This is a genomic window from Rummeliibacillus sp. JY-2-4R (assembly GCF_053847205.1).
This window is the reverse complement of sequence record NZ_CM132623.1, coordinates 338,114-353,946: the sequence shown is the minus strand read 5'-3', so window position 1 is coordinate 353,946 and position 15,833 is coordinate 338,114. Positions and strand designations below refer to the sequence as shown.

The window sequence follows — 15,833 nt, the reverse complement described above, 5'->3', positions numbered from 1 at the left end:
TAAATGTGAATGATTCTAGAGGTTAAGGAGTGTCTTAATAATGATCGAAGCAGCACAAACACTAGATGGTTGGTACGTACTACATGATTTCCGCTCAATTGACTGGGCTTCTTGGAAATTAGTTTCTGAAGAGGAACGAAAAGCAGCAGTAGATGAGTTTATCCAATACCTAGCTAAAATCAACGAAGCTGACATTGAAAAAACTGGTAGTCATGCTTTTTACTCTATCGTAGGCCAAAAAGCAGACTTCGTGTTAATGACATTGCGCGAAACAATGGAAGAACTACAAGATATTGAAAACGAATTCAACAAATTGGCTATTGCTGATTTTACGATTCCAACTTATTCTTATGTATCTGTAGTTGAGCTTTCTAACTACTTAGCTGGTAAGAAATCTGGTGACGAACCAGCAGAAGATCCATACCAAAATCCACATATACGTGCACGTTTATATCCTGAATTACCACGTTGGGAACATATTTGTTTCTACCCAATGGACAAACGTCGTCAAGAAGGCGCAAACTGGTACATGATGGAAATGGATGCACGCCGTGAATTAATGCGTTCTCATGGTTTAATCGGCCGTAGCTATGCAGGTAAAGTAAAACAAATCATCTCTGGTTCTATCGGTTTTGATGACCATGAATGGGGAGTTACTCTATTTGCACATGACGTTCTAGAATTCAAAAAATTAATCTACGAAATGCGCTTCGATGAAGTTTCTGCTCGTTATGCTGAATTTGGTGAATTCTTCGTTGGTAACATTATGGACAATGAAAAATTAGTAAAGTTCTTGAATGTAAAATAATTACATTAAAAAACTATTTTAGAGATGATTCCTGTACTGTGCAGGGATCATCTTTTTATATTGGAGTAGTTGTTGCTATTCTGGATTTTGTTATCTTTTTAGAGTGTTTGTATACCCTATATTTTGACACCTGCTCAATTGTTTCCTCTCTAAATTTACTTCTTACTTAATTCAAGAAAAAGACCCTATAACATGTTGTTATAAGGTCTCTACTCTATCTTTAATATGCAAAGCGACTATCTAATTCAGCTACTTTATCCACGATATGTTCTTCAAAGGATGAATCATAGTTAATGCTCTCATCTGCATAATGTGATAATACAGGATGCTCGCCAATCATGACGCTATGTTTTGCGTTTTCAAATACGTTAATATCATTTTCATCATTTCCAAATACAATGTATTTTCCCTTTTGGATACCCAGTGCTCTAAGGGCTTTCCATTTTTGAATACCACATGGCGTAATATCTAACATACCCTCTTGATAGTGAGTATGTATTATACAATTTAAATTAGCTAATCTTTTTCGTAAGTTTGCCATGTTAAATGCCGTTACAATTGTAATTTTAACAATATTATCTAATCTTTCAATAGGTTTATTAACCGCAAGTTTATACGGATCTAGATTTTCTAAAATAGGGTGACCGATAGGACCAGTATATGAATAATCCCAGACGCTCTCCACTAAATACGTAGCATGGTATTCTTCCATTAAATATTTGATTTTTTTAAACGTCATCAAATCAAATTCTGCGCAATGTTTTACATTTCCATTTTTACATATAATTGAACCGTTTAATCCCACCATTTTATAGCCATGGAATCCCTTATATAGAACCGGTAACACGTGGCGAAGTGGTTGAGAAGATGTGAAAATTACTTCATGCCCTTTTTCTGTTAAATGACCTAAACTATATAGAATAGGTTCCGTAATATGATCTTCTTGAAAGTAAATTGTACCCTCTAAATCGAAAACAAACTGCATATGAACGAACACTTCCTTCTGTATTTTTCAGTCATTCCCGTATTAGAACCTCTAAAAAGTTAGTGAACTTCCACTACCTTCTGGCCTTTTTTGCATACGAAGGGACGTTTCATTATCTGAATTATTACCCTACTTCCGACAAATTTATACACAAAATGGGGTTCTTATTTTCTTTCACAGTCATATATAAAGAAGAGGAGGTTTGCAATGCCTGTTGTGAAGGCAACACCATGAGAAGTGGACATATTGCTCGCCTTGCAGCTTTAAAGGCTAAAGAGTGATAGGAATCTTGGTGTGTTAACGGTTTTAGAATATTGAAGTTAACCCAGGGGGGCTAGCTGAATCTTTAGACTTATCACGACAATCACACTCTAGAGCAAACGTTTTATCAAAAACCAGAAGAGCTTTAATGTAAACAAAAGGATGCATCTTCAACATGCTAAACATCAAGATATTCTAAGGCTTGCTCTTACACGTTATGAATGCCTATCGATTTCACTTAACAACAGAAGAAATTATGCCGTTACCAAATGCATTGCTTTTATGCTCCATCCACAAATTTTCCACAAGTATAATTTACAAATGAAAGGAAGATGACATGGTTCAATATTATTGGACACCAAACTATCCTACTGGTACAACGCCTTATCCTGGTGGTACAACATTTCCAACTGGTACTTCACAATTACCTCCTGCACAACCTGCAACTCCAACACTAGGAAGAGAGCAATCATACATCGAAAATATTTTACGTTTAAATCGTGGGAAACCAGGGAATTTCCATTTTTCTTTTGAACATGCTATGCCACAAACAGGTCAAAATGTAGTAACTATAAGAGGTGTTGTAGAAGCAGCTGGGCGAGATCATGTGATTTTACGAGATCTTGCCACAAATCATCGGTACCTTTTCCCAATGATTTACTTTGATTATGCTGAATTTGATGAAGAACTTGCTTATTTCAATCAAACTCCAGGTATATAAAACGGGGCTGTCCAAAGTCGTATTTTCGACTTTTGGACGCCCCTTTTATATTTTAGAAATCAGTTCCCCATTTTGCAGTTATAAGTTTTTCGCAGCAGCTACAATGATAAGAACCCATGAGATTAGGAATAATACTCCGCCAATCGGTGTAATTGCACCTAATATTTTGATTTGGGTGATAGCTAATACATATAAACTTCCTGAGAATAAAAGAATTCCGATGAACATTAGAATTCCTGCACGTGATAGTAACGGTGTAGGTCCAATTAAGCCCTTACTCATTAAAATACCAATTACAATTAAGCCTAGTGCATGGAACATTTGATAGTGTACAGCAGTCTCCCATACGGCAGCGTAGGAATCAGTTAGAATATTTTTTAATGCGTGTGCACCGAACGCACCAAATGCTACTGATAAAAAAGCAAATACAGCACCTAAAATAATATAAAATTTCATTTCCTTTTACATTCCCTTCTAGAAATCAAAAATTGAATCGCCATTTGCATCGTCTTCTTCTAGCTTATTTGCTGTCAGAGACTGTGACATCTGTACAGAAGTTTTCTGCGTTAGTGGAGGGACCGTATTTGTCATCATTTTAGGAATTGCTTTAATCGATGATTCAAGACCTTGTTTATGTAATGCCACATCACATAATGCTCGAATAGCAGACAGCTCTTCACGCATTTGTGCTTCATTTCTTACGGCTTGTGCTTGTGCCACGTGTCTCGCAATTTCGGCTACAACTACTTCATATGAAATCATTGTCAATCCCTCTTTCTTCTCTTCAAACTTTAAGTAATTCTTGCTGACGAATTCTTTTGACTAAGACTTAAGAGTTTAAGTCACATTCTTAACTATTTCTGTGCTTGTCTAACAATTAATTTCACTTTACCATGATTTTCTATTGTAATGAAGTCCTGAGGCTTAAAGATATCAACTATCTTCTATTATTTTGTCAAATCAAAGTCAATTGGTTGTTCTCCCCAAATTTCAAGTTGGTTATTGATTTTTGAATAAGGACGACTTCCAAAGAAACCTCTATGCGCACTTAGTGGGCTTGGGTGAGGTGCTTTAATGATTGCATGTTTACTTGTATCAATAAGTCTCTCTTTTTGCTGCGCAGGTTTCCCCCATAGTACAAAAACAATAGGCGTATTTCGATCAGATAGTTTTTGTATGACTGTATCAGTAAACTGCTCCCAACCGTGTCCTTTATGGGAATGAGCTTGATGTGCTCGAACGGTCAGTACTGTATTTAATAACAATACTCCTTGCTTGGCCCACTTAGTTAATGTACCATCACGAGGTATAGCAAATCCCAAATCCTGTTGTAACTCCTTGAACATATTTTGGAGGCTAGGGGGATGCGGAACACCCGGTTTAACCGAAAAACTCATACCATGAGCCTGACCTGGTCCATGATAGGGGTCTTGCCCTAGTATTACCACCTTCACTTTATGGTAAGGGGTATAACGAAAAGCATTCCACATATCTTCCATCGGTGGATAAATTGTTTCTGTAAAATATTCATGTATTAAGAACTCTCTTAATTGTAAATAGTACGGCTTTTCAAATTCTTCTCCTAAAACATCCTGCCAATCATTATCAAAAATTTTCTTCGTCAAGATAACCTACTCCTCAAATTTAACTGTGACATCATACCCAACAAGTGAAAACATATCTGCGACTGAAGCTTCGGCGTTTTTCTCAGCTGTTTTTAATACTCCTTGTGTCGTAGCCTCTTCAATCATTTGCTTTTTGGCTTGTGCTGCTAGTCCATATGCTTCTGTAATATCTGGTCTGCTACGGAATAATCCTTCACTAGAGAAAACTTGCACCTTTTTAAAGTCTATATCAGGCTCACCAAGTATTTTAGCTTTTGGTAAATAAATCGTTGCAGTTTTCTTCTTTTCATCGAGGTCAATGTTTTTTTCCGTTACACTAGAAAAATCCACACCTGCCTTTACCCCACCTGGAATCACTACTAACAATTCTCGCTTAGTGCCTGGTATATCTAATCCAATTTCTTTACCAAAGAGCTCATTATTCTCCTGTTCTATCATCACCTTTGTATAAGCTTCGGCAGTGGTTAATTCGTTTAAGTTTTGAATTCGTTCAACAATGGCACCTTTTTGTTCAGCAAAACTACTTCCTTGCATTAACTTCCATGAAGCAAAAGGCAATATTAAAATGGCTAATAGAATCAGTATCGCTACCCATGTCTGCCAGTTCTTAAATAGATTGATGATCCAATTGTTTCGAACATGCATATGTGAACTAGTTGCAGCTTCCATGATTGTTGCAGCTTGTTGTCCCTCTACCTGAAAGTCATGCAACACTTTTTCTAGCTCTCTATTTTTTAAAGACATAAGCTTCCCTCTTTTCATACTTCTATTATATCTTTCTATTACTCTACTTTTTGTATTGTAGCGAGAAAACCCTCCTTTTGTCGAAAGGTAAGGCTTCTCAAAAAAATTTCTTTTTTTACCATTAATCTTTTACAAAATAACTGGTTATACAATAAAAGCTTCCACTAAGTAATAAGTGGAAGCTTTTTTGCATTTTATGATTGAATTCAACTAATCTTTGTTAGTTGCAGTGGAATTAACATACAATCCTCTGCTATAATTTACTATTCTTTTTAAATAAAAATTTGCGTTTAATCCAACTGAATATGGTGCTTAACAATAATATAGCAGACATTAGAATCCCTGAAACTGCTGTTATTAAACAAATCCATTCAAAAAGGTTATATTTGAAAATCTCTGACCAATTAAACTTATCTCCCCAATCATTGGTGACCAGATTCATACCAAATATACCAGATAATACAGTGAACACCGTCAGGATGAATAGCAATTGGTTTTGTCTTTGATCTGAAAACTTCTCCTGATTAATGTAAAGTGCATCGAGTGTTTTGGATACTTCAGCAAATAATTCATCGATCTTGAAAATTGTCCGTAGTCGCTTTCCTGTCTCACGGGTAGATGAACGACTGCTTATTTCTTGAAAATAATATTTTGCTGAGAATATGGTAATTTGCTTCATTAACTGTTCTACAAAGATTGCATCTTTTTTCCACGCCAATTCACAATATCTAAAGGATAATTCTAAAAGCGTTAATTTATAAAAATAGTGCAGTAATATATTGTAATAATGGATTCCCATGAATCTGATTCTTATTTTCTCCTTCAATATATTATCTGCTTGTCCGAATACAAGGGTTGTTTGAACATGCTCTGTTATAATATCGCAGAAGTTAGGCATATACCTTGTATTCATCCTCGTTTTTAAATACTCTTCCATATGTTCGGTATTTGCAGCAGAAATTAAAGGTAAGCCATCTTCTGTAAAACCATCTAGTTGGCTTGCTCTATAGATTTGTTCAATCGGTATTTCATCTTCATCTATTTCAATATAGGTGGCGACAAGCATACGTTCATCTTCAAAATACGGTAAACTTCCAAAGTACCCATCACGCCTTTCATCATGTATTGTAAAAGCTTGAATTTCTGGGCAAAGAAAATCCATAATCAAATTGTTCATACTTTCGTAAGACTTGGATTCAACTTGAATTTCCATACCAATTTCATCTACCGTTTTCGGCTCCAATATTCGAAAGTGGTGCATAAAGTCCAAGGTTTCTGACAAGGAATATTCATGTTTTAGCTCAACACGAACCGATACAAAGCCTATACCGAATGGGCAAAGCACTACGTCTACACTTAAAATAGTAAAAGCATATTGCCGGTTATGGATTTTCATTACACCGTTTTGAAGGATTGATTTTGAAAAGCGATAAAATGCATCCTCATCCATACTTCGAGGGAAAAGGCGTCGTTCTATGTAAGGCAAAAAATGCTGACTTAAGGCAATGTTTGAGATATGGATATCACCGTAGTAAGTAGCTTCTTGTGATACATCTTGGAGGTCAAAAAAAGAATACCCATTATGGAGCAACTCTTCAGCTAACATATGAGTTTTTTTTGCAACGAAAGAAAATGGCATCATCGTGATTAACCATGCTTTGGAGATCATATGCTCCTCTACTATATTTGGTAATGTAAGCTTCATCAGCGTCACCTCAATAACTATTATTCCCATAGACTTTTTAATTATAAACATTTTTATATTACGAATTTTTTTCTACCTTAATAATTAGTTATACCTTGAAGTAAAACGCCATCTTTTTGTATATATTTTATTGTTTTACCTTGATGATTGCTTTTGCTATATAACTGAAAATGCTTAGCAATCGCATTTATAGAAATAATTATCTATACTATAGAGTGGATTCTATCTTTAGGAAGGAGCATTTAGATGGAAATAGTAGATACAAAAAAGTTACAAGAACTTCTTAATTCCTTTGCGAATAAGGATGTCTATATACACTTAGAAACAACCAATGGTGCATATGCTAGTCATTTCGATGAAAAAGTATTTAATGCTGGTGCCTTTATACGGAATGTACTTTTACGTTATGAACTAGGTAAAGTAACACCTGATGAACCTCACCGCGTTGGATTGAAATTAGCTAACGGTGGTTGGGTATATGCACAAGGTATTACCCACTTTGAATTGGACGACCAAAATCGTTTGCTAATGGCAGGCCATGGTTATGATGGAAAATTGGCAGTTGCATTAGAAATTAGCGAAACACCATTTGCATATTAAGAGGAGTTGAAAGAGAATGCTACAACCTGAACGTCAAATTCTTGTCGTGTTCCCACATCCCGATGATGAAGCCTTCGGAGTATCAGGAACATTGGCACAATACGCAAAAGCAGGTACACCCATTACATATGCTTGCCTAACCTTAGGCGAAATGGGCCGTAATCTTGGTAATCCACCTTTCACAACTCGTGAAGGGCTACCGCTAATCCGTAAAGAAGAATTAAAAGCTTCCTGCCAGGCAATTGGTATTAAAGATTTACGTATGATGGGTTTACGTGATAAAACTGTGGAATTTGAAGATGATGAAGATATGGTTCAAATGATTACCAAGTTAATCAATGAACTAAATCCTTCATTAATCATTACATTCTATCCAAACTATGCTGTTCATCCTGATCATGAAGCAACCGCAAGAGCTGTTGTACGAGCTGTTCGCAGAATGCCTGAAGTCGCTCGCCCACGTCTATATTGTGTTGCTTTTGCAAACAACACATTAGAGCGTCTAGGTGAACCAGATATCGTGAATGATATTGTTGATGTAAAAGATAATAAATGGAATTCAATGAGCGCACATATCTCACAAACTGGATGGATGCTACAAGAAGCAGCAAAACGTAGAGCTGAAGGTGCCACAGATGCGGATAATTGGTTCACAATTGAACGTATGTATTCCTATAATTGGCATGAGGATTTTGAAGAAAGCTTTTAATATATGTAATTAAGGCGAATCAAAGTGAGCTGTTCACTTTTGATTCGCCTCTTCTTTTTTATCTTATTATGTAGGATTTTGCAATCACGCTTTTTACTGCCGTTTTTTGAGATATTATACAAACTGGCATATTTCCCATTGAATCGTCAAAAAGTAGAAAAGATATTCATTCTAAATATCTGGCAAAAATTAAATCAAAGAATTTTCCTTTTTTAGCTGATTTATATCCTTTAGTTACTTTTGGAAAAATTATGTAAACTAGTTTTAGTTATACAGTTTGAATAAACCGTATAATAACTACCATAAAAAAAGCATCGATGAAGATCGATGCTTTTCATTAAACCATTTTTAAATATCCATGATTCAAACAAAAGTCGAGCATGAAGTTTTTGGCCCCTACTGTTTCAAAATCGATTTCGATAGAGTCTTCAACTATGTTTGTAATTTGGCCTTGGCCATATAAATGGTGTTCTATTTTCAACCCTATTTGTAGTTCTGATTCTTTTGTTATGGCATTTTCAAACATTGGTTTGTATTTTGGTTGCTTGGCTTTATTCTGTGTAAGAGGTTCACTTACTTGCTCTGGTGAAATAATTTTCCTTACATTTTGCACAAAACGTGATTCTTTTACGTGAGCATCGCTTCGCGAATTATAGGTTAGTAATTCTAAATGGTGACGTGCACGTGTCATACCTACATAGAAGAGACGTGTGGCTTCTTCCATTTCTTCTATATGCCCTGCTTCATACGCTTTTATGTCTTCCCTATTTGGGAGAATTCCTTCAATTAAGTCAATTATATATACACGGTCATATTCTAATCCCTTTGCACTGTGCAAAGTAGAAAGTGTCACCACATTTTGTCCCTTATACTTTTTAGACGTACGCATGAGTTGTTCAATATCATTTAATCGATAAGCAAACGACTCAAGTGATGGGAGTTCTTTTGCGATGATTTCAATTGTATTTAAAATATCAAACAAATTTTCTTCATTCATCCGCAAATGTTCTGCTGTTCGTTTTAGTGATTTGTCGTACCCTAAATCTTGGCGAATCGTTTGTATCGCTTCGTATGGTTCCTGCATTTGAAGCTTACGAATATTTTGCTTTGCTTTTTTTAACACATTTTCTTGATATGGTGCATGGATTATTTCCAATAATCGATCGAATGCTGATACTTTACTTACAGTTTCTTGCAACTGTGCGATCTGGCTTTTCTTTATATAGGCATTCATCTTTGTATAAACCTTTTCTAAAATATCTACTCGTGAGTCGTTATAAGAAAGTCTCATAATATTCAAGATATCTTCCACAATCCAGTGATGGAAAAACTTCAGTTCAACATCTTTCATATAAAACGGAATTTGCTCTTTGTATAGTTTGTTAACGAGGAGAATACTTGAGTTGTTGTTACGATATAATATCGCAACTTCAGAAGGGTTGTCTGCTTTTTGTATTTCTTCTACAACGTAATTCAACTGCAAATCATAACGTTTGGTATTATGAATTTCTACTTTTTCACCTTGCTCATTTTCTGTAAACATATTCTTTTGATATCTGTGACGATTGCGTTTAATAAATGTATTGGCTATATCAACAATTTCTTTCGTCGAACGATAATTTTGTGCCATCGTCATTGTCTTCGCATTAGGATAAATCTTCTTAAATTGAAGGAGTCTATTTACATCTGCCCCACGCCACATGAAAATAGATTGATCATCATCCGCCACTACACAAATATTAAATTGCGGAGCTGCTAATAAATAGACAATCTCATGCTGTATCACTGAATTATCTTGGCTTTCATCCGTTAAAATATATTCAAATCGTTGTTGATATTTGTTTCGCAAACGTGCATCTTCAGTTAAAGCTTTAAAACAATATGTCAACATATCGTCGAAGTCTAGCAATACCACCCCAGGATATTGTACTTTGAACGCTTCATATTGTTTATACATCTCAACAATCCCTGGCATCATCGTTTTTTTCTGAACCAGTTTCTCTTCTGGAATCATTTTATTTTTAACAAAACTACTATAGGACATAAGCTCGTCCATCTCATCCTCGGAAGGCGTGGTCTTGCGATGCTGAATAAAGATATTGCGAAGTATCGCCTTTTTATCAAGATTGCGATTCATATTCCCTTCAATAATTTCGAAATTTTGGTGATGAATCGAGAAATACTCACGTACAATTTGAAAGGCAATACTATGAATGGTGGAAAAATGAACCGTTTCATCAATGATTGTAGAGAAAAATTGATCAAATCGCTTTGCCATATCCATAGCAGAAGCTTTACTAAAGGTGATTGCTAAAATTTTATGTGCAGGAACTTTTTTTACCAATAATAGATAACCAATTTTCATATTTAATGTAGTTGTTTTCCCCGATCCTGGGGATGCAAGTAATAATAATGGTCCCTTAGAATAACGTACTGCTTTTTGTTGTACTTCGTTTAAAAAGACACCAGTCAATTCCTGCATCTTATCAAAATAATTCATACTGCATTGACCTTTCTTTTCTATGTTCTTTCTATTATAACTGAAACATAATCAAACAATCATTCTTAATAAGATTTTGTTGTTTTCTCTTAACAAATAAGTACAGAGTATTTTAAATTTGATAAAAAATTAGAATTTACTTAAAATTTCATAATTTTAGAGATATAATAAGTTAAATTATTATTTTTTAAGAAAGCAGGAGGTTTTTATATGACAGTGAAAGAGGAAAAAACTGTACAGGTGGAAAATGTACTCATCGCCTATCAACTTTTAAAAGATGTCGTCACACACACACCATTACAAAAGAATGATTATTTATCCGAAAAATATGAGTGTAGCGTTTACTTAAAACGTGAAGACTTACAAAATGTTCGGTCCTTTAAAATACGTGGAGCATACTACAAAATTAAAACAATTGAAGATGCTGCTCGCGAAAAGGGTATTGTCTGTGCCAGTGCCGGTAACCACGCACAAGGTGTAGCATACGCTTGCTCACATTTAGGCATTCATGGTCATATTTTCATGCCTACAACAACACCAAAACAAAAAATTGACCAAGTACGTATGTTTGGTCGTGAATTCGTCGAAATTATTTTAGCTGGAGATACTTTCGATGCATCCGCAAAAAATGCAATCGAATTCTCTAATGCAGAAGGCCATATTTTCATCCATCCATTCGATGATCCTGATCTCATCGCAGGACAAGGTACGTTAGCTGTAGAAATTATGAACGATATTGAAGAGCCTGTGGACTACGTTTTCGCAAGTATTGGCGGAGGCGGACTAATTTCTGGGATTTCGACATTTGTGAAAAACGTTTCTCCACAATCTTCTATTATCGGCGTTGAACCTGCTGGTGCTGCTAGTATGAAAGCAGCGTTAGCTCAAGATCATCCGGTTGAATTGCCTCACATTGATAAATTCGTAGATGGTGCTGCTGTTCAATGTGTTGGTCAAAAAACATTTGAGATTTCTAAAAAATATGTTGATGATATCGTTGCAGTACCAGAAGGTAAAGTATGTACAACGATTTTAGATTTATATAATAAGCATGCGATTATCGCAGAGCCTGCAGGTGCACTTTCTGTAGCTGCACTTGATTATTACAAAGAACAAATCAAAGGAAAATGTGTAGTCTGCGTTATCAGTGGTGGTAATAACGATATTGGGCGTATGCAAGAAATCAAAGAAAAATCAATGATTCACGAAGGATTACTTCATTATTTCTTAGTAAGTTTCCCACAACGCGCGGGTGCTCTTCGTCAATTCCTAACTGAAGTTTTGGGACCAGAAGATGACATTACTACTTTTGAATACACGAAGAAAAACAACAAAGAAAGTGGCCCTGCCCTCGTTGGTATCGAGTTAAAACACCCTGAAGAATACACAGGGCTAATTAAACGTATGAAAAATAACAACTTTGCCTTTAAAGAATTGAATAATGATGCAACGTTGTTTACGTTGTTGGTATAAGTATTTAAAGCAAACTTCTACTCAAGTAAGTAAAAAGCCTCCAAAGTATTCTTTTGGAGGCTTTTGTCTATTATTTAACTATTGATTGGGCATGTTTTTCTTTATACGATTCAAATTCATAAAGGAGTTGCTCATGCATGGCTTTTGGCTTTTGGACAGTCATCCATAATATATCAAAAGAGTTTTTTGAAATGGTTGTCTTTAATTTATCTAGTCGATGTTGAATGTCTTTTTCATATTTTGAGGAAGTTGAAATGACTGTTACTTTCCCAACTCCCGGATAACCCAAGCGATGTATTTCCTCTATTTCATACCAATATATTTTATGGTGACTAAAGTCAACATACACTCCTTCTGAATCCCAACAAATTCCACGAGCTTTAATACGGGAAATTAAGAAGTAAAAACCGACAAAGGAAAATATAAAATAAACAAGTATCAAAGCAATAAGCATTACCAACTGTCGCCAATTCCAATTGTATAAATCTGGGTTGTTGGCAATTTGCTCTATGACACCAACGACACTTAAAAGGCCCACTATTAACAATAAAAGCGTAGTCCATAAATTCGGCAAAAATTTATTCATCTATATGCTCCTCGTTGATTGCTAAAGGTAGTTATTGTTACAATTTGATTCTATTATAACGGATATTAAGTGATAGGACTGTATTTATATTTTTAATTTAATAATTTTATATCTTATAGCTTTAAATATATTATTCATCCTATTACAAGAAGAGGAGAAAGTAAAGTAAAGAAAAGCGCAAAATCAAACCTTGTAAGACTACACAGAAGGTTTGCTTTGCGCTTTTAGCGTGCGTTACAGCTATACGCTTAGTAATGTACGGTCCGACACCATTTTTTCACCGCGGATACGATGGAATTGGGCCATCAAATCGTCTATTGTCAGGTCACTTTTGGCTGTTGGTTCTACTTCTAAAATGATTTGGCCTTTATCCATCATGATGAGGCGGTTTCCTAAGTCGATTGCTTGTTGCATATTGTGCGTTACCATCAATGTCGTCAGTTGGTCTTTTGCAACAAGTTGTTTTGTCAGGTTTGTGATTAGTTCTGCTCGTGATGGGTCCAGTGCTGCTGTATGTTCATCAAGTAATAAAATATCCGGCTTTGTGAACGTAGCCATTAATAATGATAATGCTTGTCGTTCCCCGCCAGAGAGTAGACCTACTTTTGCATTTAATCGGTTTTCTAAATTTAGATTTAATGTTTCTAGTGACTCCTTGAAATATTCACGTCGCTTTTTATCAACGCCAATCCGGAGTGTTCGTTTTTTGTTACGTGAATACGCAATTGCTAGATTCTCTTCAATTGTCATCATCGGTGCAGTTCCGGCCATTGGGTCTTGAAACACACGCCCGATATAGCGAGAACGTTTGTGTTCTGGTAGTCGTGTTACATCTTTCCCATTGATTATAATTTGACCAAGATCAGGCTTTAATGCTCCCGATATCATATTCATCATCGTTGATTTACCAGCACCATTGCTTCCAATAACTGTAACAAAATCTCCTGCTCTTAAGTCTAAATTAATATCATCTAATGCGATTTTCTCATCAGGCGTTGCTTCATTGAAGATTTTGTTGATTCCTTCTAGTTTAAGCAATTGTCTTCGCCTCCTGTTTCGCTGTCTCACGTTCTACCCGGCGTCTGGCTATGCGAACTCTTTCTTTTTGTTTCGCTCTGATAGTTGGTACGACTAATGCAATAATCACGATGACAGCTGTAATGAGCTTCATATCGCCTGTATCTAAAAACTCTACTTGTAGTGCTAATGCTAAAACGATTCGATAAATGATAGCACCAAAAATAACCGCTAATGTTGTGCGTACAATAGTCTTTGTACCGAAAATAGCTTCACCAATGATTACTGAAGCCAATCCAATTACAATCATCCCAATCCCCATACCAATATCGGCAAACTTACCATATTGAGCGATTAGTGCACCAGATAACGCCACTAATCCATTGGATAAACCTAAACCTAAGATGGTCAATGTGTCTGTATTGGCTGAAAAACTGCGAATCATTCTATCGTTATCACCTGTTGCACGAATTGCTAGGCCCATTTCGGTTTTTAAGAACCAGTCGAAGATAATTTTAATCGCAAAAGTTAAGATTAGCATGATGAAGATGATACCCCAAGTTTTAGGTACATTTTCTACTCCCATGCTTGATAACATGCCATTTAACGCTTTGTCTAATCCAAGTTTTTCCCAAAACCCATTGAATAAGGTGAATATTGATTCTGCGTTTGAGAGTGGAATATTTGGACGCCCAACAGCCGTATCTGTTGTCATCCCCATAATTCTCAAGTTAATGGAGTATAAAGCGATCATCATTAATATCCCGGATAAAAGTGAGTTGATTTTGGCTTTCGTATGAAGAATTCCCGTAATTGAACCGGCAACAAAGCCAGCTACAGTTGCACATATTGTTGCGATAATTGGGTTGTATCCTAATGTAATCATCGTTGCTGCTGTTGCGGCGCCTGTTACAAAGCTACCGTCTACTGTTAAATCAGGAAAATCTAACACTCGGAATGTTAGATACACTCCGAGTGCCATTATTGCATAGATGATCCCTTGCTCCACAGAGCCGAAAATTGCTATAAACATATAGAATCATCCCCTATCTAGTCGACTGTTTCTGCTTTCCATTCTTCTTTGATGTTTACGCCGATTTTGTTCGCTGTTGTTTTATTAATTTCTAGTTTTAGGTTTGCTGGATATGCAACTGGGATATCTGCAGGTTTTTTACCGTCTTTTAAAATTTCCACAGCTTTTTGTCCTGCTTCATATCCAATATCATAGTAGCTAAATCCATAAGCCCCTAAGCCGCCGCGTGCCACTGAATCAAGTTCTCCTACCATTACAGGAATTTTCTTTTCATTTGCAACATCTAAAACGGATTCAAGAGCTGAAACCACTGTGTTATCTGTAATGATGTACATGGCATCTACTTTACCTACTAATGATTCAGTCGCTTGTTTTACTTCCGCTGAAGTAGCAGCTGAAGCTTCTACTATTGTAATGCCCGCATTTTTTGCTTCTTTTTTCGCTGCATCCACTTGTACTCGTGAGTTTTGCTCACCTGAGTTGAACACCATACCAACTTTTTTGGCATTTAGTTGTTCACTTAAGAATTTAATTGTATTAGGAATTGCATCTGGATGAGTATCCACTGTTCCTGTTACATTGCCACCTGGTTTTTCCATTGATTTTACAAGTTCAGCACCAACTGCATCCGTTACTGATGTGAATACAATTGGAATATCAGTAGTTGCTGCTGCTACCGCTTGAGCGCTTGGTGTTGAGTTAGCAAAGATTAAATCAACTCCACTACCTACTAAGTTATTTGCAGCTGTTGTATTGACACTTTGGTCACCTTGTGCGATTTCAGTTTGATAATCAACTTTTAAGCCTGCATCTTTAAGTGCTGCTTTAAATCCTTTAGTTGCCGCATTTAAAGATGGGTGCTCAACTATTTGAGTAATACCAATTTTATATGTTTTTTCATCTGTAGCTCCACTTGTTTCTTTGTCACTTGATTTTGATGAATCTGCTTTACTACCACATGCAGCTAGAGCTAGCACGATGATTGCTGTCATTAAAAGCAATAAATACTTTTTTGTCTTCTCCATAAAAATCCCCCTCATCTTTCGATAAACTCACATTCTACTAT

Annotated in this window: 16 protein-coding genes; 5 read left to right on the top strand and 11 right to left on the bottom strand. The window is 35.9% G+C overall.

Annotated elements, in window-relative coordinates; all coding sequences use genetic code 11:
* Positions 1–40 precede the first annotated feature (40 nt).
* The gene (hemQ, locus tag ACWV26_RS01760; protein WP_455896660.1) at positions 41–808 is read left to right on the top strand and encodes a hydrogen peroxide-dependent heme synthase; all 768 of its coding nucleotides are present in this window, start codon (positions 41–43) and stop codon (positions 806–808) included.
* Positions 809–1,028: 220 nt separating this feature from the next.
* Here hemQ and ACWV26_RS01755 read toward each other — a convergent pair whose 3' ends face one another.
* Positions 1,029–1,793 carry an HAD hydrolase family protein gene (locus tag ACWV26_RS01755; protein ID WP_455896659.1) on the bottom strand — a complete coding sequence of 255 codons (765 nt, stop codon included), beginning with the start codon at positions 1,791–1,793 and terminating at the stop codon, positions 1,029–1,031.
* A 598-nt stretch (positions 1,794–2,391) separates the two neighbouring features.
* Between ACWV26_RS01755 and gerQ the strand changes: the two genes are divergently transcribed.
* Positions 2,392–2,775, top strand: a complete 384-nt coding sequence (gene gerQ / locus ACWV26_RS01750; RefSeq protein WP_455896658.1) for a spore coat protein GerQ — start codon at positions 2,392–2,394, stop codon at positions 2,773–2,775.
* 78 nt (positions 2,776–2,853) lie between these two features.
* On the opposite strand, the gene ACWV26_RS01745 is transcribed toward gerQ, so the two are convergent.
* The 5 genes from ACWV26_RS01745 to ACWV26_RS01725 all read right to left on the bottom strand — a co-directional run bounded on the left by ACWV26_RS01745 (position 2,854) and on the right by ACWV26_RS01725 (position 6,849).
* Positions 2,854–3,231, bottom strand: a complete 378-nt coding sequence (locus ACWV26_RS01745) for a DUF423 domain-containing protein (protein WP_455896657.1) — start codon at positions 3,229–3,231, stop codon at positions 2,854–2,856.
* A gap of 18 nt (positions 3,232–3,249) precedes the next feature.
* Complete coding sequence (locus tag ACWV26_RS01740; RefSeq protein WP_455896656.1) at positions 3,250–3,537, bottom strand: YwdI family protein; 288 nt, start codon at positions 3,535–3,537, stop codon at positions 3,250–3,252.
* A 185-nt stretch (positions 3,538–3,722) separates the two neighbouring features.
* Positions 3,723–4,400 (bottom strand): uracil-DNA glycosylase, encoded by a 678-nt coding sequence (locus ACWV26_RS01735; protein ID WP_455896655.1) that lies wholly within the window; start codon positions 4,398–4,400, stop codon positions 3,723–3,725.
* Positions 4,401–4,406: 6 nt separating this feature from the next.
* On the bottom strand, positions 4,407–5,144 hold the full coding sequence (locus tag ACWV26_RS01730; protein WP_455896654.1) for a DUF4230 domain-containing protein: 738 nt from the start codon (positions 5,142–5,144) through the stop codon (positions 4,407–4,409).
* Positions 5,145–5,397: 253 nt separating this feature from the next.
* Positions 5,398–6,849 carry a hypothetical protein gene (locus ACWV26_RS01725; RefSeq protein ID WP_455896653.1) on the bottom strand — a complete coding sequence of 484 codons (1,452 nt, stop codon included), beginning with the start codon at positions 6,847–6,849 and terminating at the stop codon, positions 5,398–5,400.
* A 246-nt stretch (positions 6,850–7,095) separates the two neighbouring features.
* Here ACWV26_RS01725 and ACWV26_RS01720 point away from each other — a divergent pair, with 246 nt between their 5' ends.
* The gene (locus ACWV26_RS01720; RefSeq protein WP_455896652.1) at positions 7,096–7,449 is read left to right on the top strand and encodes a YojF family protein; all 354 of its coding nucleotides are present in this window, start codon (positions 7,096–7,098) and stop codon (positions 7,447–7,449) included.
* A 16-nt stretch (positions 7,450–7,465) separates the two neighbouring features.
* On the top strand, positions 7,466–8,158 hold the full coding sequence (bshB2, locus tag ACWV26_RS01715) for a bacillithiol biosynthesis deacetylase BshB2 (protein ID WP_455896651.1): 693 nt from the start codon (positions 7,466–7,468) through the stop codon (positions 8,156–8,158).
* 337 nt (positions 8,159–8,495) lie between these two features.
* Here bshB2 and ACWV26_RS01710 read toward each other — a convergent pair whose 3' ends face one another.
* Complete coding sequence (locus ACWV26_RS01710; protein ID WP_455896650.1) at positions 8,496–10,658, bottom strand: ATP-dependent helicase; 2,163 nt, start codon at positions 10,656–10,658, stop codon at positions 8,496–8,498.
* A 210-nt stretch (positions 10,659–10,868) separates the two neighbouring features.
* On the opposite strand from ACWV26_RS01710, the gene ilvA reads away from it, so the two are divergent.
* A complete protein-coding gene (ilvA, locus tag ACWV26_RS01705) occupies positions 10,869–12,131 on the top strand; it encodes a threonine ammonia-lyase IlvA (protein ID WP_455896649.1) in 1,263 nt (420 codons plus the stop codon).
* Between the two features lie 70 nt (positions 12,132–12,201).
* Here ilvA and ACWV26_RS01700 read toward each other — a convergent pair whose 3' ends face one another.
* From ACWV26_RS01700 to ACWV26_RS01685, 4 genes are all read right to left on the bottom strand, one after another.
* Positions 12,202–12,717 (bottom strand): hypothetical protein, encoded by a 516-nt coding sequence (locus tag ACWV26_RS01700; RefSeq protein WP_455896648.1) that lies wholly within the window; start codon positions 12,715–12,717, stop codon positions 12,202–12,204.
* 240 nt (positions 12,718–12,957) lie between these two features.
* A complete protein-coding gene (locus ACWV26_RS01695) occupies positions 12,958–13,755 on the bottom strand; it encodes an ABC transporter ATP-binding protein (protein WP_455896647.1) in 798 nt (265 codons plus the stop codon).
* Positions 13,748–14,767 (bottom strand): ABC transporter permease, encoded by a 1,020-nt coding sequence (locus tag ACWV26_RS01690; protein ID WP_455896646.1) that lies wholly within the window; start codon positions 14,765–14,767, stop codon positions 13,748–13,750. The genes ACWV26_RS01695 and ACWV26_RS01690 overlap by 8 nt, the downstream gene beginning before the upstream one ends.
* 17 nt (positions 14,768–14,784) lie before the next feature.
* Positions 14,785–15,792, bottom strand: a complete 1,008-nt coding sequence (locus ACWV26_RS01685; RefSeq protein WP_455896645.1) for an ABC transporter substrate binding protein — start codon at positions 15,790–15,792, stop codon at positions 14,785–14,787.
* Positions 15,793–15,833: the final 41 nt, after the last annotated feature.